Origin of the sequence: Pectobacterium fontis, assembly GCF_000803215.1 — a bacterium.
Classification (GTDB): Bacteria; Pseudomonadota; Gammaproteobacteria; order Enterobacterales; family Enterobacteriaceae; genus Pectobacterium; species Pectobacterium fontis.
In genome coordinates this window covers 66,336-92,137 of sequence record NZ_JSXC01000003.1, presented here as the reverse complement: position 1 = coordinate 92,137, position 25,802 = coordinate 66,336, and the positions used below count along the sequence as shown (strand labels likewise).

Here is a 25,802-nt window from a genome sequence, read left to right as displayed (position 1 = left end):
AAGTCTGAGCTAATACACATCATAACAGTCTCCACTAAAACGCGGACCAAAAGCACTATCAGTAATGATGTCTTCGAAAATAACTTCGTTCCAACTCATCCTAACAACCCCTGAAAGTTGCTTTGAATACATTCTGAAATGTCTTCAGCCTTCTGATTCAAATAGGAAATTTCTTCATGAATCTCTTGCATGCGTATTTTGAAAACCTCACTGTCACCGTCACTTTGAACAACATCCCCTACCCCCACATATCTACCAGGCGTAAGTGAATAGTCTTTCTCAGCAATATCCTGCCGTGATACAACTTTACACAACCCCGCCACATCGTCATACAAACCCAAAGGAAAACGGCTTATTAACCAATGTCCCTGAGCTACAAAATAGCTAGCATGTTTGAAAGCCTTAACACTTTGATCCCGTACAGTTGCATTTTCACGCTTCTTCACATCACATGGCTGTAAAGCCTTCTTTGCCTCACGAGCCTTTTCACCTGCATATCCCCCCCACTGACGGGCTCGCAAAGTTTTCTCTGCCATGTCTAGCAACGTTATCCAACCCTTATGTCTGGCCTCCAAAACGAGCAGTGCAGCTTTTAACTTAGGATTGCTCTCGTCCAATCGTGTTTGTAGTGCTTTACGTTGAGTAAAGGGCACATCCTTAGGAAGCACTTCAATTTCGTTTTGAAGTTGCGTTGCCTCTTTCTGGATGGATGAGAGAGTCACATTCCAATGAGACGATTGCTCAACAAGAGAGGAATAATTGGCACGAAATTCTTCCAATATCTCATCGGTAATACCATGGTCTTCACCTAATTTCTGACGTACAGATGCAACCGCTGAATTATCTTCAGTTAGCTTCGCAAAACCCCGCAACGCTGATGCAAGAACGTCAATCTGTTGTTTGTCATTAGCCAAACGCTCAGGCAGCATTGCAAGATATTGGCCTACTTTACTTTGATAGCTACCTAATAGCTCATTGAAACGCTCATGTTCACCTCGGTATAACCAAGTGATAGCGGTGAGGTTAGCCAATTGCTCATCAGAAAACACATGTGAACGAGCAGACATCACTGTATAAATATTGCGCGCGTCGATCATCAACACAGTATCTAACAGCTCATCAGATTTACTTTTATCGAAGAACCACAACGTGCATGGCAGGCTACGCGTATAGAAGAACTTCGGACCGACGGAGATCATTACATCCACGTGGCCTGTTTCTACTAATTTTTGGCGGATTTCTTTATCCTTATTACCCGCATCAGAAGCGCTGGAGGCCATAACAAAACCTGCGCGGCCAATATCATTCAGATAGCTGTAAAAATACTGGATCCACAAACTATTGGCGTTGGAAATAGTTTCCCCATCCCCTCCATTCTTTCCTTTGCTCTTGCCTGCAATTCCAGGTAAGCCGAAAGGCAGGCGACCAGTTTGATTCTCACCTACCTGACTCTTGATCTTGGCAACTTGCACTCCATCAACGTTAAAAGGAGGGTTAGCCATAACAAAATCACATTTCTCAACTAACTGGTGGTGATCTTCGTAAAAGGTGTTGCCAATACGGATTTGCCCCTCCAGCCCATGCACTGCCAGGTTCATACGCGCTAACTTACTGTTAAGATCTGCTTTTTCTTGCCCGTAAAATGTAATGTCAGTATCGACAGTTTGCTTATGCCGCACTTCTTTAATGAAATGTCCCGTTTGCACAAACATACCTGCTGAACCGCAAGCAGGATCAAACACAATACCATGGTCAGGTTCTATCACGTTCACAATCATGCGAACCAAACTTGGCGGAGTGAAGAATTCACCACCTTCTTGCGCGCCGCTCTGCGCAAATTGATTCAGAAAGTATTCATAGATACGGCCAAAAACATCACCAGTAGCTGTCTGTAAAGCTGGGCGGTTGAAGATTTTGATCAGTTCGGCCAGTAGATCTTGCTCGAAGCCTAAATAGTCTTTTGGCAGAGCTCCCTCAAGTAGCTTGTTACCCTGCTGGTCAGTCACTGATTCCTCAATGGCAATCATAGCGTCACGAAGAACTTCACCAACATTTGTATCAGCAGGTAAAGAAGCCAAATAGTCGTAGCGGGCTGTTTCAGGTAAATAGATAGCTGCCTTGCCCTGGAAGCCCAGCTTAATACGTTCTTCACGCAATGCCCCTGTAGCCCTAGCGGGTATTGCTTTCTCTACTTCGGGCAGGAGATCGTTAAAACGAGTTGTAGCGTGGCGCAGAAAAATCAGGCCAAGTACAGGCATGGAATACTCACTAGCCGTAAGTTTAGAATTGGCCCTAAGTTGGTCAGCGGCTTCCCAAAGGTCATCTTCGAGTTGTTTTAATTCTTGGTAGTCCACTACGGTTTATTCCTTTCAATATCATTTTAATCTTAAGTTTATGGTTAAAGACTTCTGTCGTTTTATCTGTTCCACAACGCCTTATGTACTTTTCCTGTCTGGTGATAATCAGAAACCAGATCGATAAACTCTTTAAAATCCTTGTTCTCTACGACCAAGCGGTTGACGGATTGCCAGTCAATGCTTGTTCGCTCGCGCGCCGGGATCAAAGTTTGGCTATTACCAGGGTCTTGCGGGTTAAGTAGGAGCACACCGATACCATGCAATGCACACAACATTTGCAGCTCTCTTTCAACGCCACGCTGCTTATCTTCATTTATTTCGGTCGTGACAAGATAGCCAAAGTGAGCCCAACTTGAATTGCTCACTGCCTGGAAAAAACATTCTCGAACATTGCTACGATTAAGTTGGCGTTTTACTTCAAACGACCACAGGCGGGTTAAACGCCCTTCGCTATGGCGAACGCAGTTTTGCACTACAGTATCCCAGCCCTTATCGAGGGGCTGTAGCGCAACTATATCGGGATAAAGCCAATGATTTGCCCCTAAGCCTTTGTTGTTACTTGAACGCTTTTCATCGATACGGCGGCAAAGCAACTCCTCTTCTTCTGAAAGGTAGTCAATCAACAACGGATAAAGTGCATGTTCAGTGAAATTCGCCGTTTCTTCCGAAGGCACAAAGGGGATATCAGCAAGTGGTTTTTCCTGAACGCTATCTGTAAGCTCATCACCCCAATAGAATAGTCGCGGTCGAGGCTTGTCCCGTGTCATTACTTGTGGGCATATTGATTTAGCTCGAGGTAAATCAGCACCGATTTCAGCAGCCATTTGACTGAGAAAGTCCTCATCGCAGCCAAAGCGCGTATTTTTACGTTTTTCGACTAACTCATCTGCATAAGTTTCGATGATTTTTTGTGCCAGTTGACGCGCTGTAAGCTGTTGTCCAGAATTTGTCTGTAAAACATTAATGATCATTTGGGGACGACTGGTCATGGCTCCTGCTCTTACCTCTAACAACGAGAATTTAACCTCATTACTAAGCAGATAACTTAGTTACGTGCTCTTTTAAGATAACACAGTGTAAAACCCTTGATTACTGGAGCCAAGCTCGCAATTGTAGTTGTTCAATGTAACAGGGAGGTACATTCGATTAAGTAGTTTGCTACGCCCAAAAAACGATCATTTATAAAGGGAATTGTGTAAGTGGAAGTAGACAAAAAAAGAAGGCATAACAAGCGTATGCCTTACACATATCAATTCTTTCAATTAATTTCTATTCAACTTCCCAAAATCAAACGCACTTACCGCCTTCTCCCGATTAGCATCCAGATAATCTGCCCACCATTGCAGCATTAGCTTGCGCTCGTCTAAGTGCTCCGCCTTGTGGATATACGCCGCCCGTACCGAGTTACGTTCCATATGGCTCATCTGGCGCTCCACTGCATCCCTCGACCATAACCCCGATTCAATCAGCGAGCTACAGGCCATTGTCCTGAAGCCGTGACCGCAGACCTCAACCTTCGTGTCGTACCCCATTACTCGCAGCGCCTTATTCACTGTGTTTTCACTCATTGGTTTACGCGGATCGTGATCGCCAATAAAGATCAATTCATGGTTACCGCTGAATTGCTGTATCTGCTTCAAGATAACCAGCGCCTGTCGTGACAGTGGCACCAGATGCGGAGTACGCATCTTAGAACCTCGATGGGAATGTTTCACTCCTTCGATGGGTTCACGCTCAGGGGGAATGGTCCACATTGATGTTTCAAAATCGATCTCTGACCAACGGGCAAAGCGCAGTTCGCTGGAACGGATAAAGATCAGTAGCGTCAACTCTACCGCCAGACGAGTTAATGGTCTGCCGGTATAGCTATCAATGCGTTGAAGCAGCTCGGGAGTATGCTTTAGTTCCAGTGCAGGACGATGTTGCCGATTACTCGACGCAACAGCGCCCGCCATTTCCTGCGCCGGGTTGTAGTCAATTAATCCGCTCTGTACCGCGTAACGCATTATTGCGGTTGTACGTTGCTGAAGTCGTGAGGCGACTTCTAGACGACCAGACTGTTCCACTACCTTGATAGGGGCTAAGAGGTCTCGCGTTTTGAGTTCAGCAATGTTGCGTTTACCAATAGCGGAGAAGAGATTATCTTCGAGGCTTTTCAGCACGCGGCGGCTGTGCTCTTCCGACCACTTTTGATTGGTGGCGTGCCACTCTCTGGCTACAAATTCAAAGGTGAATACCGCCTTCGCCTGTTCTTCTTGTACCGCACGTTTTTGCTCACGCGGATCAATGCCCGCAGCAACCAACTTTCTGGCAGCTTCACGCTTCTGTCTGGCATCAATCAATGAAACTTCGGGATAGACGCCAAATGCCATCAGGTGTTGTTTGCCACCGAAGCGAAAACGAAAGCGCCAGTATTTTGAGCCATTGGGATGAACTAGCAAAAACATGCCGTCGCCATCAACCAGCGAATACTCTTTTTCCTCGGGTTTAGCAGAACGTACCTTGGTATCTGTCAGGGCCATGATGGTTATCCTTCCATAATCCTGCTGTGAGTATATAAGCAATATCGAACCAGCATATATACTCGGTTCTATACTCACAAGCAGATTGATGTGGGTGGACTCAGATTGACTTCCGTTGACAGGAAATTCGGGCGAAGCCTTGTGTGGCGCGGATTTCAGACATAAAAAAAGACCTCAATTGAGGTCTATTTACATACTGTTGGTGCCGAAGGCCGGACTCGAACCGGCACACCTTGCGGCGGTTGATTTTGAATCAACTGCGTCTACCGATTTCGCCACTTCGGCACAGAAGTAGTATGCGGAAAACGAGGTGCATTATACCGTTTGACGGCTCACGCGCAACGTTAATCCACTCAGTGCTCGGTTAAGTGCTGAAAAAATCGTCTTTAGCAACACGTTATGACCATAACACCGTCAATATTGAGTGGTATAAACGGTGCACAGAGCTATTTGCTACGAAACCGAGCAGGGTCGGGACGCTTACGCCGTCCCCACACACCACTTTACATGAGGTTCATTCACCGCACTGGAAGCCTGTGTAGCGCCTACCGTGGTGTATTCGAACATTGTCTTCTGCTGTTCATGGTTCATATAATTTGCAATAGGCAAAAAAAAAGCCAGCACCCGAGCTGGCTAAATAATACTGGAAGCAATGTGAGCAATGTCGTGCCTTCACAGGGAAACCTGAACATCGTGGACCTCTTTTAAAGTGGTGCATGACGCCGTTCCCCGGAACGCACAGCAATAATAATCATTATCATTCGCACTTGTAAAGTGCTTTTTGCGATAAATTCTTATTCTCAATAAGCCCACAAAAACGGCTGGTTTTGCCCCTTCTACTCATTACTCTGGCTGTGCCAACGATCTCGCCAGCAGCGTGATCGGGTGTTCACACCGCTTGCTGGTCGACATCTCAATCTGCCATTTACAGGTTTCGCAATCCGTCACCACGATATCGACCCCACTTTCTTCAATCTGCTGAAACAGCGAAGCGCCAATGCCTTGCGACGTGGCATAATTCTCTTTTTTGAAGCCATAGGTGCCTGCAATACCACAGCATTGGGAATCCAACATCACCAGTTCAAGTCCAGGAATACGTTGCAGTAGCGCCAGGGTATACGCCGTCCATCCCATTCTCTCCAGATGGCACGGGGTATGATATGCCACCCGCAGCGGTAGGTGGCGCAGCGGCAGCGTTTTTCCTTCTTCTTCCAGCAGACGATAAAGCTGACGCGTCACCAGTTCGACGCCATCGCGTACGTGGCTATTGTCCACGCCGAGCAGGTGCGGATATTCATCTCGCAGCGTGAAGGTACAACTGGATGACGTCGCTACCACCGGCAGGGATTTCTGATTAATCGCCTCATCCAGCGACGTAATGTTGGCGTGCGCCTGCTTTCTGGCCTTGTCGTGGAAACCATTAGCGATCAACGGTACGCCACAGCACTTCTCTTTATTCAGCAGTTGGACGCCAATCCCCATCGCGTTAAAGACCTGCACCAGATCTTTACCCAACTGTGGATGGTTGTAGTTCACGTAGCAACCGTGAAAATAAGCCACCTGCTCATCATAAGCCAACTGCTTTTTGGCCTGCTGGCGATACCAGCGCCGAAAGGTGCCGAACGCGTATTTCGGTAACTGGCGACGATGGTCAATTTTCAACGCTTTATCCAGCAGTTGGCGCACCGGTTTCAGGCTGGTCGCCGTATTGACCAGCGGGGCAAACGGTGTGGCAATCGACCCCATGAAGTCGGTATGACTCAGAATCGCATCGCGCAATGTCGGCTTGTGGCTGCTATGCGTGGCTTTCGCACGCTGAATGATGTCGCCAATGTTGACATCCGAGGGGCACGCGACTTCACAGCGTTTGCAGTTAGTGCAATATTTTAGCGCGTCATCGTATAGCGCTGGATCCTTGCGCCGCAGGCGCTCGCCATCCGGCCCGGCCTGTTTCGGCCCAGGGTAAAGCGGGTTTACGCGTGAAACCGGGCAGTACGTGGTACACACCGTACACTTGATGCAATCTTCAAAACTGTTATCGCTAAGCAGGCTCATAAGTTGCCCTCCTTCAAAATCTGTTCGGCAACATACAGTGCGCTGAGCAAAGAAACGCCCGCGCCACATCCCTGCGCAATCGGGTCGAAACCTTCCAGCACCGCGCCAATCGCGTACAGATTATTGGCGATTTCTCCTGCGATACACGGATGCAGGTGCGCATCGACAATCGCGCCAAATTGCAGATAGGGCTGCGATGCAAACACATCTTGCTGGCTCCAGCCCTCTCGCTGCTCGGCGAACCTAACGTCCAACCCAAAAACCGGTTCAGTAACCCGATCAAACTGCGTCACCAACCCGTTACTAAAGAAACTGCCGCTCGCCAGCACCGCGTGCTTCGCTCGTAATGGAATATCACGGTGATGGTGGGTATGGATAGCGATCTCCTGCGACGACAGCGATGCTCGCACCGCACGATCGCCGGGCATCACCATGCCACCCAACTGGCGAAAACGCTGCGACAGCGCCTGGTGTAAACGTAACCCCAGCACGGATGGCGGTAGGGTCGGCAGCAGCAGTACGGGTTTACCTAACCCATTCGCAAGCTCACGGACAATCTCAGGGCGATCCAGCCCCAGACAGGCGGGCATGATGATGGCATCGTTACCATTAGCCAGAAGCGACAGTTCTTCCAGTAGCGCCGCGCGATTTTCCGGTCGATCCAGCACGCGGGCGATATTCACCGCGCGGAATTCGCTGGGGTTCTGGCGTAATCTATCCAGCACGGGCAGTTTGAGATCATCACTGCGTGCCGCAATTCCCTGCGTCTGAAGCGTACCGGCCACAATGCGGGACTGAAAATCCAGAAAACCCTCAATACCGGCAATCAACGGATTATCGCCAAATCGGGAATCCGCTAGCCCCCGCGTGACGCCATCGACCGGGCTGAGCCAGCATGAGCGAAACTTACCTAACGGCGTCATACGCCAGTGATTCTGCCGATAATTGCCCCGCAAGGTGATATGACTGCGCTCCAGTAGCGCCTCAACCTGTGGCAACAGGGTCGTGACCGCCGTCGCGCCCATACGGGAATACGGATGATGAGGAGCCTGGCGCGCCAGTTCATCCAGTGCATCGAGCGGCTGGCTAACGGGCTGCCCGTCAGGAAGATGAGAGAGTAAATCCAACGCGCCGGAAGAAAAATGCAGCGCATTCTGTCCGGCACTGATAATCGCGCAACGTTTCCCCTGCTCCGCTAAGCGAATACCACAAGTCAGTCCCGCCAGCCCTCCGCCAATAATCACAACGTCATAGCGCATGGCGATCCTCCTGACTGTCGCTGGCCGTCAGACCGCACAATCCCTGATAAATCCAACTGGTAAACTCGCTTTCGCGTAGCGCATTGCCCCAGGCAATCGGGCGAATCCCTTTCCAGCGTTCGTTCAAAAACTGGCTGAGCTGCGTGAGCGACTGCTCCGGCGTTGCGGTGCCGAGACGGCACAACAGCCCCGCCGCGCGGCAGGCGCACAACTCCCCCTGGCAGGTGCCCATGCCAACACGGGTGCGCCGACGTAAATCAATCAGGTTATTCACCTGCAACGACTCCACGGCATAGCGCACTTCTCCCGCCGTCACCGCCTCACATTCGCACACCAGGCTGCGATCGAGACGTTCACCGGACAGCATGCGTCCGGCACGTTCACCGTGGCGATAAATCGCCGAGCCACGCAGCGGCGCGGAAAGCGGTTTTGCCGCCGGATAGGCAGACAGGGCGTGGGGAACGGCGTTTACTTCATCCAGCGATTCCGATCCCGGCAGCGGCGTCTGGGCGGTCGAACAGGCGACATCATGACCCAGTTTTTTGCAGATCGCATCCGTCACCCACTCCGCCATCAGACGATAGGTCATCAGCTTGCCGCCGGTAATCGTGATAAACCCTTCCAACCCGTCGCGGCTGGCGTGGTCGAGCAGCACAATACCGCGACTCACGCTACGACCGCTGGGATCGCTATCGCTGGCAACCAGTGGTCGCACACCCGCATAGGCGCGCAGAATGCGCGTCTTCGCCAGCGTTGGTGCCAGCATCGATCCTTCCCGCATCAGCGTTTCCACTTCAGCAGGCGTCACCAGCATATTGTCGATTTGATCGTAGTCGATATGGGTTGAGGTCGTGCCAATCAGCGAAATGGTATCGCCCGGCACCAAAATATCGGCATCCGCCGGTTTACGGCAGCGGTTGATCACCATGTTGTTGATGCGGTGCCCAAGAATCAGCAGCGCGCCTTTTGCCGGGAACATGCGCACGCGCAGGTCGGCATATTCCGCAATATGTTGCCCCCAGATACCGCCCGCGTTGACCACCACCTGCGCGTAGATTTCTGTTTCTACACCTTTTTTATGGTCGAAAACGCGCACGCCGGTAACACGATCGCCCTGACGAATCAGCCCGATGACCTCATGATAGGTCAGCACTTCCGCGCCGTGCTCACAGGCATCAATCATGTTGGCCGCCGTCAGGCGAAAGGGATCGACGGAACCATCCGGCACGCGCACCGCACCGATCAGGCTCGGGTTTGCCGCCGGTTCCAGCCGTAGGGCTTCCTGAGGATCCAACGCCTGAGCGCCAATCCCCGCCTGTTGGCAAGCCGTAATAAACTGCGCCTGCCAGCCGAGATCGTCTTCCGGCAACGTAATAAACAGACCATCGGTAGGTTCAATACAGTGGCGGGCAATCCGGCGGAGAATCTGGTTCTCTTCAATACATTCGCGGGCAGACTCGCCATCGGTTACGGCATAGCGGGCACCGCTATGTAATAAGCCGTGATTACGCCCGGTCGCCCCAGTCGCAATATCATAACGTTCAAGCAACAGGCAGCGCAGGCCACGTAGGGCACAATCCCGTGCAGTTCCTGCTCCCGTCGCACCGCCGCCGATGACAACCACGTCAGTTTCACGCCAGTTCCCAGTGTTTTTCATTCTGCTCTCACTTCAGGCAGAGGGTATGTATGTTGCTATTGGGACACAGAAAGAAGGGTTAATGTTTGATAAAGAGCAAAAACGAACGCCAAACGAAAACAAATAGGGCGTTAAAAACAATAAGTGTGATTAACATCACTAAAAGCACACTGTGGAATTTTCCGATTCTGTTAACATGAGCGCAAAGATCGTCACAGTTTCATAAAAGAGTAACATTAGTGTCATGAATCACACTCATTTGTACGCTAACCCCTTACAATAACGTTCGTAATAGAACAAAAAAGCTATCGTTTTCTTTCGCATTGGAGATATCTATGCTGAGTATTTTTAGGCCCGCAGCCCACCAGCCACGCGTGTCGCAGGATCGTGTCGATCCCCTCTATCGCCGTCTGCGTTGGCAGATTTTCATGGGGATCTTTTTCGGCTACGCCGCCTACTATCTGGTGCGTAAAAACTTCACACTGGCCATGCCTTACCTGATTGAGCAAGGCTTCTCGCGTGGCGATCTGGGCTTTGCGCTGTCCGGCATTTCCATCGCCTATGGCTTTTCCAAATTCATTATGGGTTCGGTATCTGACCGTTCCAATCCGCGCGTATTCTTGCCCGCTGGTCTGATTCTGGCCGCTGCCGTTATGCTGTTCATGGGCTTCGTGCCGTGGGCAACATCCAGCATCGCGATCATGTTCGTCCTGCTGTTCGTGTGCGGCTGGTTCCAGGGAATGGGATGGCCACCGTGCGGGCGTACCATGGTTCACTGGTGGTCACAGAAAGAACGTGGCGGTATTGTATCGGTATGGAACTGTGCGCATAACGTCGGCGGCGGGCTTCCTCCGCTGTTGTTCCTGCTGGGTATGGCGTGGTTTCACGACTGGAAAGCCGCACTCTACATGCCGGCCTTCGCTGCCATTCTGGTTGCGCTGATTGCCTTTGCGCTGATGCGTGATACACCACAATCTTGTGGCCTGCCGCCAATCGAAGAGTACAAAAACGATTATCCGGTTGATTACAACGAGAAAGATGAAGAAGAGCTGACGGCTAAACAAATCTTCATGCAGTACGTTTTCCCGAACAAGCTGCTGTGGTACATCGCTATCGCCAACGTTTTCGTTTATCTGCTACGTTACGGTATCCTCGACTGGTCCCCGACTTACCTGAAAGAAGTGAAACACTTCGCACTGGATAAATCCTCCTGGGCCTACTTCCTGTACGAATACGCGGGTATTCCGGGTACGCTGCTGTGCGGTTGGATGTCCGATAAAGTGTTTAAAGGCAACCGCGGTGCGACGGGCGTGTTCTTTATGACGCTGGTGACAATAGCCACCGTCGTGTACTGGATGAATCCAGCCGGCAACCCTGGCGTGGATATGGCCTGTATGATCGTCATCGGCTTCCTGATTTACGGCCCGGTGATGCTGATTGGTCTGCACGCGCTGGAACTGGCACCGAAAAAAGCGGCAGGTACGGCAGCCGGCTTTACCGGTCTGTTCGGCTACCTCGGTGGCTCCGTTGCCGCCAGCGCCATCGTCGGCTACACCGTTGACTTCTTCGGTTGGGACGGCGGCTTCATGGTCATGATCGGCGGCAGCATTCTTGCAGTCCTTCTGCTGGTTGTGGTTATGCTGAATGAGAAAAAGCATAAAGCAGAGTTAGCCAGCCGCGCTTAACTTTTGACGTGTAGTTTCTCTACTATATTGTTGCTGCGCGGTGTACTTACTACACCGCGCTTCTTCCTTTCCATCGCCTCATGACACCACACAGGCAATGGCTTATTTCAGAAACAGTTCCCGCAGGTAATGCGGCACCGCGCTGTCTGCGTTAGAGCCAATCACTTCGCGATCCGGCAGTAAATCTTTCAGACGCTGATGCGCATTTTGCATCACGCAGCCTTTGCCCGCCATCGACAGCATTTCGTAGTCGTTCATACCGTCGCCAAACGCTACGCATTCTTTAAGTGAGAAGCCGATAATTTTCGCCACCTGTTCCAGCGCATGGCCTTTAGACACGCCGCCCGCCATCACTTCCAGGCAGGTGAGCGTCGAAAAGCTCACGTTAACGCGGTCACCCCAGCGTGCGTTGATCGCTTCTTCCAACGGCAGCAGTTGTTCATGGGAATCACAGGTAAAGAACACCTTGCTGACACCCTCGGTTGCAAGCAATGCAGGCTCAAACAGCTTGTATTTAAAGATCGACTCTTTGAAGAAGCGTTCTTCTTCCGCACGAGGACGGTTCATAAACCATTCGTCATCACGGTAAACGTGCGTCAGCATCGCGGGGTTATTGTGCACAACGCTGTACAGGTCGCGGGCAATGTCCTGATCCAGATTGTGACTGAAAATCAGCTCACCCTGCGAGTTATGCACTCGCGCACCATTCGAGGTAATCATAAACGCGCTGATGCCGAGATTATCGCGGATCTGCGCGACATCCATGTGATGCCGTCCGGTAGCGAATACAAAGTGAATCCCTTTTTCCGTTAGCAGCCTGAGGGTTTCTTTCGCATAGGGGGACAGCGAGTGGTCGGGTGACAGCAGTGTGCCATCTAAATCGGAAGCAACGACATGGTACATAACGATGAGATCTCACTTCTGGTGTGTTGTGGCGGCACGCGCCGCAAAAAATTAATGATAACGCGCAAAATGCGCCAAAATCAGCGTAAATGCCTGAGCACGAAGACTATCCGTCTCAAAGAGAATTTCATGCCGCGCACCGTGGATAACCTGCAAAACGCCGTTCGCATTGGCGTTACCACACTGCACCAGCGCCTGACAAAACGCGTTCTGACTGCGGTTATCCACCACGCGCTCTTCCTCTGCCTGTAGCAGCAGAAGCGGCGTGGTGATCGCGCTGGCCTGCGCCAGCAGTTGTTTACCCGCCAGTATCGCCTCACGCACCCAGTGGTAAGTAGGGCCACCGATGCGTAAATCCGGTGAATCCGCATAAAAACGAATGCTGCGCCGGTAGCGCTCACGGCTGTGCGTTAACACGTTCATCCGGTAAGGCAAAGGACGCCACTGCCCGGTGCCGATGGCGTAATAATCACGTATCGCCGGGCGACGCTCAGCCCAATCGACAATCCAACCCGCGAGGCAATGAGGAATCGGTAAACGAATACCAAACATCGGCGCACACAGCGCCACGGCATCGAACGTCTTAGGTTGGCGAATCAATAGCTGTGCCAGAATCGCGCCGCCCATTGAGTGTGCTAAGGCAAATCGGCGAGTATAGCGCTTCAGGCCAATATGCTGCTGACACAGCGTTTCAGCATCATCGACATAATCACTAAAACGCAGCACATGCCCGCGGTGGCCGTCTTGCAGCATGCGCCCAGAGCGCCCTTGCCCACGGTGATCCATGATGAGCACATCATAGCCGCGATGAAAGAGGTCATACGCGACTTCGCTATATTTAACATAGCTTTCGATACGACCTGAAAAGACAACGACAATTTTGTCGTGCTGAGGCGCGGTGAAACGCACAAACCGGATTGGCACATTATCCACGCCAGAGAATTCACCTTCTTCGCGCTGACGCCAAAAATCCAGCAATTCTCCGGTAGCAAAAGCGGCAAACTGCGCTTCTCGCGTTAACAAGTTTGGGGTTAACTCGTCAGACATTAACCGTTCCGACGTAAACAACGTATTGTGGCGTTGCATCATCACACCTCTCCGGTGACGCGAGAAAACAAAGCTAGCGGAAGAACATGACAAGCCATGGAGCACCAGCGTATTGTGACATAAAAAACAGACAGACTCTCGTCATACAGAACGTGATTCAGGGGCATGCTTCATGACAGTGGATTGGTGGTTAACCTATTTACTCACAACGCTTATTCTCAGCCTGTCGCCCGGTTCGGGTGCCATCAACACCATGAGCACCGGAATTAGCCACGGCTATCGCGGCGCGGCGGCGTCAATCAGTGGCTTACAGGTCGGGCTGGTTATCCATATCGTACTGGTCGGCATCGGGTTAGGCGCACTACTTAGCCAATCTGTACTGGCTTTCGATGTGTTGAAATGGCTGGGTGCAGCGTATTTGATCTGGCTGGGGGTTCAGCAATGGCGCGCCGCAGGCGCACTACATCTCCAGGCGCTCGCCAGCGCCATGCCGCGTCGCAAACTGTTTAAACGCGCGGTGCTGGTGAATCTGACTAACCCGAAAAGTATTGTGTTTCTGGCGGCATTATTTCCGCAGTTCATTATTCCTCACCAGCCGCAGGCCGCACAGTATCTGGTGCTGGGCGTCACCACCGTGGTGGTCGATATTATCGTGATGATTGGTTATGCCACGCTGGCCACGCGCATCGCCGGATGGCTGAAAGGCCCACGGCAGATGAAGACGCTCAACCGGATATTTGGATCGCTGTTTGTGCTGGTCGGTGCCTTGCTCGCCACGGCGAGAAAGGCCTGATTGCTAACGAGCGTCACTCGTCATCATTATCAACATGATCGCGAATCATGTTCATGAAAGGCGCGCCGAAACGCTCGAGTTTGCGATGCCCCACGCCGTTGATGTTTAGCAGTTCACCCGCAGTGATCGGCATCAACTCTGCCATCTCCAGGAGCGTGGCATCGCTGAACACCACATAAGGCGGGATATTGTCTTCATCCGCGATGGATTTACGCAGCTTGCGCAATTTAGCAAACAGCTTACGATCATAATTACCGCCGTAAGATTTTTGATTCGCGCGTGGCTTCAGGTTAATCACTCGCGGCACGGCAAGCAGGAGCGGCATTTCTCCCCGCAATACCGGACGCGCCGCTTCGGTAAGCTGCACGGCGGAATGCAGCGTGATGTTTTGGTTCAACAAACCCAGATGAATCAACTGGCGCAGCACGCTGACCCAATGTTCCTGCGATTTATCCTTACCGATACCGTAGACCGGCAATTTGTCATGGCCGAAATCACGGATACGTTGGTTATTCGCCCCGCGCAGCACCTCAACAATATACCCCAGCCCAAAGCGCTGCCCGACCCGATACACGCAGGAGAGCGCCTTTTGCGCATCCACCAGCCCGTCATAGCGCTTTGGTGGATCGAGACAAATATCGCAGTTACCACAGGGTTGCTGGCGTCCTTCGCCAAAATAGTTCAGTAGCACCAAACGGCGACAGGTTTGCGCTTCGGCAAATGCGCCCATGGCATTGAGCTTATGCCGCTCGATATCCAGTTGCGGCCCGGCCGGTTTCTCTTCCAGACAGCGGCGTAGCCACGCCATATCCGCCGGATCGTAGAACAGCGCGGCTTCTGCTGCGAGGCCATCACGCCCCGCACGCCCGGTTTCCTGATAGTAGGATTCAATATTGCGCGGAATATCGAAATGCACCACAAACCGCACGTTAGGTTTGTTGATGCCCATACCAAACGCCACCGTTGCCACCACCACCTGAAGATCGTCACGCAGGAACGCTTCCTGCACCTGAGCACGCCGCTCATTATCCAATCCGGCATGATACGCCCCCGCACTCAGCCCACGCGCCTGCAAACGCGCACAAATATCCTCTACACGGGAACGGCTATTACAGTAGATGATGCCACTTTTGCCACGCTGCCCCTGTACGAACATCCAAAGCTGATCGAGCGGTTTGAACTTCTCCACCAGCGTGTAGCGAATGTTAGGGCGGTCAAAGCTGTTGATCTGGATCAGCGGCGATTGCAGATCCAGCAGGCGAACAATATCGCTACGCGTCGTCTCATCGGCAGTCGCGGTTAATGCAATAAAAGGGAGATAAGGAAGACGCTGCTTAATCTGCCCCAGCGCGCGATATTCAGGGCGGAAATCGTGTCCCCATTGGGAAATGCAATGCGCTTCATCCACCGCAATCAAGGCTACCTGCCAATGAGCGAGATGATCGAGGAAGCTGTCCGTCGTCAGGCGTTCCGGCGCAATATACAGCAGCTTGATGTGACCGCTACGGCAACCCGCCATGACGTCAAGCTGCTGCTCGCGCGTTTGCGTCGAGTTCAGGCACGCCGCCGAAACACCGTAAGCCTGAAGCTGATCGACCTGATCTTTCATCAGCGAAATCAACGGAGAGACGACCAGCGTCAACCCGTCCATCACCAGCGCGGGGATTTGGTAGCACAGCGATTTACCGCCGCCTGTCGGCATGATCACCAAACAGTCCTGCCCGCTGAGCGTCGCGCTGATAATTTCCTGCTGACCCGGTCGGAATTGCTGGTAGCCGAACGTGTCCCGCAGAACCTGAACCGCCAGCGCTTCCTTATTCAATACTTCCGCCGTAGACACGCCTTCCCCAATTCAATGAAAACAAACAGGCGCTATTTTCAGCGCCGTTTGGTAAAACTGCAACGGTTAGTTTGGTAAAACGACAATCGTTAAAACATGTCGTTCAGCGTCACCCCCACACCAAAGCGGGTCTGACGGTGGTTATAATCAATCAGGGATTCGCCGTAGCCGCTAAAGACTTTGGTGTAGAAACGAACATGACGCGTCAGCGGATAGCTCCAGCCGAGTTCCCCCCCGCCATAGCCGCTATTCCAGTTATAGCGACCTTCCGCACTAAACACGCTTTCGCCCCACACATAACCCACGCGTAAACGGTAATGGCCCATGTATTTGGTGATATCCGGGTTATCGTCCTGACTATCGGAGAAACGCACCCATGGCTTCACATCAACCTGCCAGTTGCCATTTTGCGCCATCAGACGAGCATAACCCCGGTTCCAACTGCGTGAAGTCGGCTCGGAACGCCCATTAGACTGGTGATTGTAGCCGATCTCCACGTCCCGCAGCGTCCAGCCCGCGAAGGTATAATCCGTCGCCCAGCCTAAAAATACCTGTGGTTCATAGTCCGTTTCACGGAACGGAGAAGAAGCGCTCTTGTTCGACAATTGCAACCATGAACGCTGCGTGTAAGAAGCACCCAGCAAGGAACGTTCACCGGCAATACCGCGCCAAATCGGGAATCCAAGACTTAATTGATAATGGACTTCATCTTTATGCGCACTATTTGCCCAGCTATAGCTCTGTATCGCCTCTTTATTAATGCTTGTGGTGTAGGTGTACATCAGATAATTGCTTTCGTAAGGATAAAGCACAAATGGGGTATCGTGCTCCTCTAGTAGGCTGGCGATAATACTGCCGCGCACTGCGGGTTGATCGGGTGTTGGCGCATTGGTCGTATCTTCAGCATGAGCCTGTGCCATCAATACTGTCGCCAGTATGAGTACTCTCTTACGCATTTATTTTCTCCGCCCTTCGTCTTATTCGCGTGGTGATGAGCATGTGCTTGCTCACATTGTTATTTTACACAGTTCAGTGACATTTGAATCACCGCCCGCTGTTTCTCAGCCTTTTCTGGAAAGAAGTACACTAAACGAATAAAATAAATACTCACGCAACTTTATTGAAACAAATAAATCACACCTCGCGTATGTGTCTTATCCAGACGGGAAACGACTATGGCTGACCTACCTTCCCCTCAGGGAACCCTGCTAACCAGAGACCGCGTGCGCCAGCTCGTTGCAGAAACATTTATTTATAAAATGCCGTTCAATGCCGAATTAGGCCTTGAACTACAGCAATTTGAAGCCGAAAAGGCGGTATTGACGTTCGTCCGGCAAGATAAGCTCATCGGTAATGCGGCACAACAGATTCTGCATGGCGGCGTGATTGCGGCGGGGCTGGACGTTGCCGCCGGATTGGTCTGCGTTGGCAATACGCTGCTGCGCCATGAGACAATCAGCGATCAGGAATTTCATCACCGGCTCGCACGTATGGGCACCATTGATATGCGGGTGGATTATCTGCGTCCGGGCTATGGGGATCGCTTCACCATTACCAGCACGTTGCTGCGCGGCGGCAATAAAATCGCCGTGGCACGCGCCGAATTGCATAACGAACAGGGGTTGCATCTGGCCAGCGCCACTGCGACCTATATCGTTGGATAGCCTTACTTTAGCAAAGCGTGTCATTAACACTTTGCGTGAAAGCGTTCGCCGTTTTGGGTAGACTTAGCGTTTTCCCGCCGTCTTTATCGAGCCATCCATGAACGCGCAACAAACCCGTGAGGGCATCTTTTTCGCCCTCGGTGCGTATTTTATTTGGGGAATTGCTCCTGTTTACTTCAAGCTGCTTGAGCACATCCCGCCCGATGAAATACTGACGCATCGTATTATCTGGTCATTCTTCTTTATGCTGATCCTGCTGACCATCGGCCGGAAATGGCGTCAGGTGCGCTATGCCTGTCGTAACGTCAAGCATCTGTTTCTGCTGGCATTAACGGCGGTGCTTATCGGCGGAAACTGGCTGCTGTACATCTGGTCGGTCAATAACCACCACATGCTGGAGGCCAGCCTCGGGTATTTTATCAACCCGCTGGTCAACGTCATGCTGGGCATGATCTTTCTGGGTGAACGCTTTCGTCGTCTGCAATGGCTGGCCGTGCTACTCGCCGTGACTGGCGTACTGGTTCAACTATGGACATTCGGATCGCTGCCGGTTATCGCGCTGGGGCTGGCATTCAGCTTCGCGTTATACGGCCTGCTGCGTAAGAAGATTGGTATCGACGGGCAAACCGGCATGCTCATCGAAACGCTGTGGCTGCTGCCAGTCGGCATCATCTATCTGTTTTTTATTGCCGATACGCCAAGCAGCCACCTGACAGCCAACCCCTGGTCATTGAACCTGCTGCTGATCTCGGCGGGCATCGTCACCACGGTGCCACTGCTGTTTTTCACCGCCGCGGCTATGCGCCTGCGCCTGTCGACACTCGGTTTTTTCCAGTACCTCGGCCCCACGATCATGTTCCTGCTGGCGGTGGTGTTCTACGGTGAAACCTTTAGCCACGATAAACTGGTGACGTTTGCCTTTATCTGGGGAGCGCTGGGTCTGTTCATTCTGGATGCGCTTTATACGCAGCGCAAGCTGCGGAAAACGCCAGCTACAGCTTCCCCACCTCAACACGACGGGAAATAAAAACGACAGACTCGTGCTGGACGGTAGCGCAACAGAACAGGGTTGGAAACACGATGCACCTGAGGGGCGAATGCCATCAGGTGCATCGGTGAGAACTTAAAGCCAGTTTTTACGTTTGAAATAGAGGTAAGGAGCCAGCCCGGCGAGAATCATCAGCACAATCGCTCCCGGATAGCCAAACGACCACTTCAGCTCCGGCATAAACTCAAAGTTCATCCCATAGCTGGATGCCACCAGCGTCGGCGGCAGGAATACCACGGAGACTACCGAGAAGATCTTGATAATCCGGCTTTGCTCAATGTTGATAAAGCCCATTGCCGCCTGCATCAGGAAGTTAACTTTCTGGAACAGCGATTCGTTGTGCGGCAGCAGAGATTCGATATCGCGTAAAATTTCGCGCGCCTGCTCCAACTGGCCTGACGGCAAGCGGGCTTTGCGCACCAGAAAATTCAGCGCACGTTGGGTATCCATCAGACACAGGCGAACTTTCCAGCCCACGTCTTCCAGTTCCGCCAGCGTAGACAACGCCTCGTCGTACTCTTCCCCCTGACGCCCTTCCATAATGATGCGGCTCAGTGATTCCAGATCGCTGTAGATGTTCTCGATTTCATCCGCCAGTTGCTCGATTTTCGTTTCAAACAGATCGAGCAGCAGTTCGTAAGCATTGCCGTCCACCATCGTCTGGTTGCGGGCACGCATGCGATACAGACGGAACGCAGGCAATTCACGCTCGCGCAAGGTGTACAGGCGACCATCACGAATGGTAAACGCCACGGTCGCGTTACCGGCGTGATCGTCAGCATCTTCAAAAAAGAAAAAGGAGTGGATATGCAGACCGTCTTCATCTTCAAAAAAACGTGCAGAGGCTTCAATGTCTTCCAGTTCCGGGCGGGTCGCCAGGCTTTGTCCCAGTTCGGTTTGTACTTTTTCACGCTCATCGTCTTCCGGTTCGATCAAATCGACCCAAACTGACGTGGTGAGATCATCGGAGTCATCCAGTTCCAGACGAGATAAACGGCAATTATCCAGTTTAAATGCGCTCAGCATGGGCCATAGCTCCCCTTTCAGTAGCAGAGATGGACAACGCGATTGAAGCACAGAAACAAAGGTGAGGTGTCACCAGCAGGTTTCAGTCCGTCCGACGGATCTGACTCGTAGCGACAAAAACAGCGCCGCTGACAACCACGAAGGCTATCAGCAGAGGAAGATAGCCTTAGAAGTTGTACCTAATGAACAGGTTAGTGAGCCAGTATCGACTGGGTGTGTCCAAGGCGTTAGTCCTCCGAGAATAATGATGCGCGCATGTTACGCCGAGATGAAAAAGACTTCAACTTTAAAACCTCGGCGGAAACACGTCGTTCAGTATTGGTTGAACAACCAGAAATGCTGCATATACCTTCGCCGATGCACGCTGAAAAAGGCGATCACACCGTTTCCAGTTTGGCATAGGCGGCGACCAGCCATTTAATGCCCTGTCCTTGAAACGCTACCTGAAGGCGGGCATGATCGCCGCTGCCTTCCAGATTCACGATGGTGCCTTCACCGAATTTCGCATGGCGCACGCGCTGTCCCAGCTTATAACCGCTGTCGTTTTGCGTGACTGGCGTGCCCAGGCGCTGGTGATTCACCGGACGAGACACGCTGGCGCGCAGCCGCACTTCTTCCACACACTCTTCAGGCAATTCGCCGACAAATCGGGAAGGCCGGTGATAGGCTTCTTTACCGTATAAACGACGGGATTCAGCATAGGTTATCGTCAGCTTTTCCATCGCACGCGTAACGCCGACATAAGCCAGACGACGTTCCTCTTCCAGACGCCCGCCTTCATCCAGCGACATTTGGCTGGGGAACATGCCCTCTTCCATGCCGACGATAAACACCTGCGGAAACTCCAGCCCTTTCGCCGAGTGTAGCGTCATGAGCTGCACGGCGTCCTGATTGGCATCTGCCTGCCCCTCTCCCGCTTCCAGCGCGGCATGCGACAGGAAAGCCTGAAGCGGCATCAGATCCTGATCTTCTTCCTGATAACTGAACTGGCGCGTAGCCGTCACCAGTTCCTCCAGGTTTTCTATCCGCGCCTGTCCTTTCTCACCTTTTTCCTGCTCATACATGATCCACAAGCCGGAGTCTTTAATCACCCGATCGGTTTGCACATGCAACGGCAGTGCCGAGGTTTCATAGGCCAGCGCATCGATAAGTTCGATAAAACGCTGTAGCGATGACGCCGCGCGTCCGGCCAGCACTTTTTCCTGCAACAGCGCCCGTGTGGCTTGCCATAGCGTTAGCTGACGATCGCGCGAGGTCTGACGCACCACGTCCAGCGTGCGGTCGCCAATACCGCGCGTCGGCGTATTCACCACGCGCTCGAAGGCCGCATCATCGTTACGGTTAGCCATCAGGCGCAGATAAGACAGCGCGTCTTTGATTTCCTGACGTTCGAAGAAGCGCATACCGCCGTAAATGCGGTACGGCATGCTCTGTTGTAACAACGCCTCTTCCAGCACGCGCGACTGGGCATTGCTCCGGTAAAGAATAGCGCTATCGCTCAGCGCACCGCCATTCTCCTGCCAGGTTTTAATCCGGTTGACGACATAACGCGCCTCGTCCAGTTCATTGAACGCGCAATACAGCGAGATGGGTTCCCCCTCTACGCCGTCCGTCCACAGGTTCTTGCCGAGCCGCCCGCCGTTGTGGGCAATCAGCGCATTCGCCGCTTTCAGGATGTTGCTGGTCGAGCGATAGTTTTGCTCCAGACGGATCGTTTCTGCTCCAGCAAAATCTTTCAGGAACAGTTGAATATTTTCGACCTGCGCCCCGCGCCAGCCGTAAATTGACTGATCGTCATCCCCGACGATCATCACCTTGGCACTGTCGCCTGCCAGCATGCGGATCCAGGCATATTGAATGCGGTTGGTATCCTGAAATTCGTCCACCAGAATATTGGTAAAACGTTCGCGATAGTGGTTCAACACATGGGGCTTGTTCAGCCACAGTTCGTGCGCACGCAGCAGCAGTTCGGCGAAATCCACCAGTCCAGCGCGGTCGCACGCTTCCTGATAGGCCTGATAGACGCGCTGCCATGTTTGTTCGATAGGGTTGCCGTAGCTTTCAATGTGCTGTGGGCGCAAACCTTCGTCTTTCTTGCCATTGATGAACCACATCGCCTGACGCGGCGGCCACTGTTTCTCATCCAGATTGAGTGCCCGAATCAGGCGCTTCAGCAGGCGCAGTTGATCTTCACTGTCCAGAATCTGGAAATCCTGCGGCAAATTGGCATCCATATGGTGCGCGCGCAGCAGACGGTGCGCCAGCCCATGGAAAGTACCAATCCACATGCCACCCTGACTGGTGCCGATCAGGTGATCGATACGGTGGCGCATCTCCGCCGCTGCTTTGTTGGTAAACGTCACCGCCATGATGGAATACGGCGAACAGTTTTCGACGGACAAGAGCCAGGCGATGCGATGCACCAGCACCCGCGTTTTGCCGCTGCCTGCCCCCGCCAGCACCAATAAATTGCTGCGCGGCGCGGCTACCGCGTCACGCTGTTTGTCGTTGAGGCCATCGAGCAGATCAGAAACGTCCATAGGTACGGGTTATCCGGTGACGGGAAACGCTACACATGTCAGTAATGTCGATCGTTTAAGCATCGAGATACACGGGGCGACCACAGGGGTGAGGCCTCCCTGCGGGAACCTCCCCCTGTGTTTCCCCGAATAACGGGCTTAAGTGACCAGTATTAGCATGTAAAGAGCATTTCCACTGGTGATTTATACAGATTAATGCGGTGATTATAACAATGCCGCCAGCGATGCCAACCGCGAAATTTCAATATGTGGCAACAGGCGGGCATCATCGATTTTCGTCAGGCTGCCTTCGCGCAAGTTAATCCAGCAGGCCTGCATACCGCAGCGAATCGACCCCGCCACATCGGTGGTGAGATCGTCCCCTACGTGCAAAATCTCATGTAAAGGCAGGTTAAGCTTTTGCGCCGCCAGATGGTACATATCATCAAACGGTTTAGCACGACCGTGCGGGCCAGCACGCAGGATGAACGAAAAATAGCCATCGAGACCAAAGCGGTGCGGCTCGGCGTTGCCATTGGTGATTGCCGCCAGCGGCACTTTCTCGGCTAATGCCGCCAACGTCTTATGCGTCTCTTGCGTAATCGTAATCTGGCTACGCCAGTGGGCAAAGTTTTCCATTGCGGCTTTTGCGCCCTCTCTTGCCTCGGCGGCGCTCAATCCGCGCGCTAACATGGCCAGTTCAGCCGCACGGCGACGCCATTCGGTTACGTCGTGATAAATGTCCGGCTCACGCGCAAGCAACGTCTGGCGTAAATGCTCAAAATCATCCATCTGGAAGTCGCGGAGTGCCGGATGATACTGTTGCAGGAAGCGAATTGACTCTTGTCCCGTGCGCCGGATGACGTCTGCGTTGTCGTACAGCGTATCATCCAGATCGAACGTGATCGCCCGGATCGGGCCAAGAGATCGGTAAAAATGCATCAGGGTTTCCCTCGTTTGGCGCGTGGATGCGCAGCATCGTACACGGAGGCTAAATGTTGAAAATCAAGATGGGTATAAATCTGCGTCGTGGACAGATTCGCGTGGCCGAGCAGCTCTTGCACCGCCCGTAAATCACCGCTGGATTCCAGCATGTGCGTCGCAAAGGAGTGGCGCAGCTTGTGCGGGTGTACGTGGCTATTGATGCCCTGCTTAACCCCCCATTCGGCGAATCGCTTCTGCACGTTGCGCATCGAAATGCGTCGTCCTTGATTAGAGATAAATACGGCGTCATCCTGCGGGCCAAACAGCTCACGCAGCCCTAGCCAACGTTCCAGCCAGGTTACTGCCGTTTTTCCTATCGGTAACTTGCGCTCTTTACTGCCTTTCCCCATCACCCAGACTTCACCGCTGGCCAGATCGATATGCTGGCAGTCCATGCCCACCAGTTCCGCCAGACGTAGCCCCGCGCCGTACATCACTTCCAGCATCGTGCGGTCACGCACCGCGAGCGGATCGTCCAGATCGATCTCCAGCAGCCTGTCCATCTCATCCACATCCATATTCTTTGGCAACGGGCGTACGGCGCGCGGCGTGGATATCCCTTTCGCCGGATTTGCGGTCAGCACACCGCGTGACACCATCCAGTCGAGAAAACTGCGTAACGCCGACAGGCGCAGCGCCAGACTCCCTGAATGCAGCCCATCGCGCTTACTGCGGGACACCACGGAACGCACGCCCGCAGCATCCAGCTTGCGCCAGTCAACCACGCCTGCCACGGAAAGATGGGTGATTACCGCTGACAGTTGACGTAAATAGCTGCTCTGTGTCAGCGGGCTGAGCTGACGCTCGACTTTCAGATAACGCAGGAAAGCCTCAACATCGGCTTGTAACGGCGAAGAGGAAGGCGTGTCCGGTGTCGCAGGCTGTCGGCTCATACCCGCTCAACCCAGCGCGCCAGCATCGCGGGCAGCATCATCGCCAGTTGCTGAAGCAGCACGGTTCCCATGCCATCCTGATAGTGATGGCTGTCACGGCTGCTGAAAATCAGCACGCCCAAATCGTGGTGATTCCCCATCAGCGATAGCGCAACCGAGCCGACCTGTCTGGCCTGCGGTAACAGCAGTAACAATTCCGGCCCGTTCAGGCTGCCCAAATAATGGTTATGCTGCCCGAAACGCTGAATGCGCAACGGCTCAAACGTGGAGCGGTTAAGCCCAAGGTGGGTAAAATCAGACGGCGCACCAATGCGCCATTTGTCGCTGAACAGACGAACGGTTGCCCCCGCCAGACCAAGCTGACGCGCCCAGCGCTGCAACCGATCCAGCATATCCGTCAGGCTATCTGCCGCCGCCAGTTCGGTTTGTAATCCCAGCAGGCGATTGAACAACACTTCATTCGCCCCCGCTTGTTCCATCAGCAGCGTAATTTCTTCCTCAAGCTGCGTGATGTGGTTACGTTGACGTGCCAGTTGCCATTCCACCAGCGACACCGTGCCCCGAACGGGGTGAGGAATGCGCATCTGTTCAACGGGACGCGCATTGCGGATAAAAAAATCGGGGTTCTGTTGCAGGAACTGCAAAACCATCTCGTCACTGAGTGCGATCTCGCGCTCTGCCTGTTCCTCGACATTCTTCATAAATGAATAAATCCATCGTAGACATGCGTTGCAGGCCCGGTCATGAATAACGGATGCCCCGGCCCATCCCACTGGATATCCAACTCTCCGCCCGGCAGAGATACGCGAACGTTCGTGGACAATAAGCCCTGCTGGATCCCTACGGCTACGGCAGCACAGGCACCGCTACCGCACGCCTGCGTTTCTCCCGCTCCGCGCTCGTACACGCGCAAACGGACAGTCTGCGTATCGACAACCTGCATAAAACCGATGTTGGCACGCTCAGGAAAACGCTCATGGCTTTCCAACAGCGGCCCCAGCGTTTCCACCTTGGCAGTTTCCACATCCTCAACCTGAATCACACAGTGCGGGTTACCCATCGATACCACGCCACACAGCACCGTGTGTTCATCGGCGCGCATGATGTAGGTTTTCTCCGCTTTGACCGCGCGAAACGGCACCTGTTGCGGCTCGAAATTCGGTTCACCCATGTTGACGCGCACCAGTTCATCATCCGTCACAGACAGCACCATGCGGCCCGTCTGCGTACTCACCGCGATATCACGTTTGTTAGTCAGCCCTTTCAGACGGACAAAACGCGCAAAGCAGCGCGCGCCATTACCGCACTGCGCTACTTCGCTACCATCCGCGTTGAAGATGCGGTAATGGAAATCCAGTTCAGGATCGTAAGGCGGTTCAACCACCAACAGTTGGTCAAACCCCACACCGCAGTGCCGATCCGCCAAACGACGAATCAATTCGGGTGAAAAATAAACGTTTTGCGTAACGGCATCAACAACCATGAAATCGTTGCCTAATCCGTGCATTTTAGCGAACTGCATTATCCTGACTCCCCCCGCTGATTTAACCGGGCGCGTGACCTGTTAGCTA

At 52.8% G+C, this 25,802-nt stretch carries 21 protein-coding genes and 1 tRNA gene; 4 read left to right on the top strand and 18 right to left on the bottom strand.

The annotated features are described in order from the left end of the window. Window positions 1–95 precede the first annotated feature (95 nt). The 7 genes from OI69_RS01990 to glpA form a co-directional block, all read right to left on the bottom strand. Window positions 96–2,354, bottom strand: coding sequence for a type I restriction-modification system subunit M (locus OI69_RS01990; RefSeq protein WP_039345407.1), 2,259 nt, complete (start codon window positions 2,352–2,354; stop codon window positions 96–98). 62 nt (window positions 2,355–2,416) lie between these two features. Then, complete coding sequence (locus OI69_RS01985; RefSeq protein WP_039345403.1) at window positions 2,417–3,346, bottom strand: COG2958 family protein; 930 nt, start codon at window positions 3,344–3,346, stop codon at window positions 2,417–2,419. 273 nt (window positions 3,347–3,619) lie between these two features. Beyond that, window positions 3,620–4,879 (bottom strand): tyrosine-type recombinase/integrase, encoded by a 1,260-nt coding sequence (locus OI69_RS01980; protein ID WP_039345400.1) that lies wholly within the window; start codon window positions 4,877–4,879, stop codon window positions 3,620–3,622. Window positions 4,880–5,079: 200 nt separating this feature from the next. Continuing rightward, a tRNA-Leu gene (locus OI69_RS01975) sits at window positions 5,080–5,164 on the bottom strand. A 558-nt stretch (window positions 5,165–5,722) separates the two neighbouring features. Then, window positions 5,723–6,934 (bottom strand): anaerobic glycerol-3-phosphate dehydrogenase subunit GlpC, encoded by a 1,212-nt coding sequence (glpC, locus tag OI69_RS01970; protein WP_039345396.1) that lies wholly within the window; start codon window positions 6,932–6,934, stop codon window positions 5,723–5,725. Further along, window positions 6,931–8,193, bottom strand: a complete 1,263-nt coding sequence (gene glpB / locus OI69_RS01965) for a glycerol-3-phosphate dehydrogenase subunit GlpB (protein WP_039345393.1) — start codon at window positions 8,191–8,193, stop codon at window positions 6,931–6,933. The genes glpC and glpB overlap by 4 nt, the downstream gene beginning before the upstream one ends. Continuing rightward, entirely contained in the window at window positions 8,183–9,850 is a 1,668-nt protein-coding gene (gene glpA / locus OI69_RS01960) for an anaerobic glycerol-3-phosphate dehydrogenase subunit A (protein ID WP_039345391.1), read from the bottom strand. The genes glpB and glpA overlap by 11 nt, the downstream gene beginning before the upstream one ends. Before the next feature lie 314 nt (window positions 9,851–10,164). On the opposite strand from glpA, the gene glpT reads away from it, so the two are divergent. Then, entirely contained in the window at window positions 10,165–11,514 is a 1,350-nt protein-coding gene (gene glpT, locus OI69_RS01955; RefSeq protein WP_039345389.1) for a glycerol-3-phosphate transporter, read from the top strand. Window positions 11,515–11,616: 102 nt separating this feature from the next. On the opposite strand, the gene yigL is transcribed toward glpT, so the two are convergent. Both yigL and pldB read right to left on the bottom strand, forming a co-directional pair. Then, on the bottom strand, window positions 11,617–12,417 hold the full coding sequence (gene yigL / locus OI69_RS01950) for a sugar/pyridoxal phosphate phosphatase YigL (protein WP_039345387.1): 801 nt from the start codon (window positions 12,415–12,417) through the stop codon (window positions 11,617–11,619). A gap of 51 nt (window positions 12,418–12,468) precedes the next feature. Next, window positions 12,469–13,506, bottom strand: coding sequence for a lysophospholipase L2 (pldB, locus tag OI69_RS01945; protein WP_039345385.1), 1,038 nt, complete (start codon window positions 13,504–13,506; stop codon window positions 12,469–12,471). Window positions 13,507–13,636: 130 nt separating this feature from the next. On the opposite strand from pldB, the gene rhtB reads away from it, so the two are divergent. Continuing rightward, on the top strand, window positions 13,637–14,257 hold the full coding sequence (rhtB, locus tag OI69_RS01940; protein WP_039345383.1) for a homoserine/homoserine lactone efflux protein: 621 nt from the start codon (window positions 13,637–13,639) through the stop codon (window positions 14,255–14,257). Window positions 14,258–14,270: 13 nt separating this feature from the next. Here rhtB and recQ read toward each other — a convergent pair whose 3' ends face one another. Beyond that, entirely contained in the window at window positions 14,271–16,097 is a 1,827-nt protein-coding gene (gene recQ / locus OI69_RS01935; protein ID WP_039345381.1) for an ATP-dependent DNA helicase RecQ, read from the bottom strand. Between the two features lie 89 nt (window positions 16,098–16,186). Further along, complete coding sequence (gene pldA / locus OI69_RS01930) at window positions 16,187–17,053, bottom strand: phospholipase A (protein WP_039345379.1); 867 nt, start codon at window positions 17,051–17,053, stop codon at window positions 16,187–16,189. Window positions 17,054–17,272: 219 nt separating this feature from the next. Between pldA and OI69_RS01925 the strand changes: the two genes are divergently transcribed. Beyond that, a complete protein-coding gene (locus tag OI69_RS01925; protein ID WP_039345376.1) occupies window positions 17,273–17,761 on the top strand; it encodes a thioesterase family protein in 489 nt (162 codons plus the stop codon). Window positions 17,762–17,858: 97 nt separating this feature from the next. After that, window positions 17,859–18,788, top strand: coding sequence for an EamA family transporter RarD (gene rarD, locus OI69_RS01920; RefSeq protein ID WP_039345371.1), 930 nt, complete (start codon window positions 17,859–17,861; stop codon window positions 18,786–18,788). A 96-nt stretch (window positions 18,789–18,884) separates the two neighbouring features. On the opposite strand, the gene corA is transcribed toward rarD, so the two are convergent. The 7 genes from corA to dapF form a co-directional block, all read right to left on the bottom strand. Beyond that, on the bottom strand, window positions 18,885–19,835 hold the full coding sequence (gene corA, locus OI69_RS01915; RefSeq protein ID WP_039345369.1) for a magnesium/cobalt transporter CorA: 951 nt from the start codon (window positions 19,833–19,835) through the stop codon (window positions 18,885–18,887). A gap of 166 nt (window positions 19,836–20,001) precedes the next feature. Further along, window positions 20,002–20,058: a YsgD/CorL family protein gene (gene ysgD, locus OI69_RS20380; RefSeq protein WP_349814568.1), complete on the bottom strand. Its 57-nt coding sequence runs from the start codon at window positions 20,056–20,058 to the stop codon at window positions 20,002–20,004. Window positions 20,059–20,212: 154 nt separating this feature from the next. Next, complete coding sequence (gene uvrD, locus OI69_RS01910; protein ID WP_039345367.1) at window positions 20,213–22,375, bottom strand: DNA helicase II; 2,163 nt, start codon at window positions 22,373–22,375, stop codon at window positions 20,213–20,215. A gap of 204 nt (window positions 22,376–22,579) precedes the next feature. Then, a complete protein-coding gene (gene yigB, locus OI69_RS01905) occupies window positions 22,580–23,296 on the bottom strand; it encodes a 5-amino-6-(5-phospho-D-ribitylamino)uracil phosphatase YigB (RefSeq protein WP_039345364.1) in 717 nt (238 codons plus the stop codon). Next, entirely contained in the window at window positions 23,296–24,231 is a 936-nt protein-coding gene (gene xerC, locus OI69_RS01900; protein ID WP_039345361.1) for a tyrosine recombinase XerC, read from the bottom strand. Before xerC ends, yigB begins: the two co-directional genes overlap by 1 nt. After that, complete coding sequence (locus OI69_RS01895) at window positions 24,228–24,932, bottom strand: DUF484 domain-containing protein (RefSeq protein WP_039345358.1); 705 nt, start codon at window positions 24,930–24,932, stop codon at window positions 24,228–24,230. The genes xerC and OI69_RS01895 overlap by 4 nt, the downstream gene beginning before the upstream one ends. Further along, window positions 24,929–25,753: a diaminopimelate epimerase gene (dapF, locus tag OI69_RS01890; protein WP_039345355.1), complete on the bottom strand. Its 825-nt coding sequence runs from the start codon at window positions 25,751–25,753 to the stop codon at window positions 24,929–24,931. Before dapF ends, OI69_RS01895 begins: the two co-directional genes overlap by 4 nt. Window positions 25,754–25,802 lie beyond the last annotated feature (49 nt).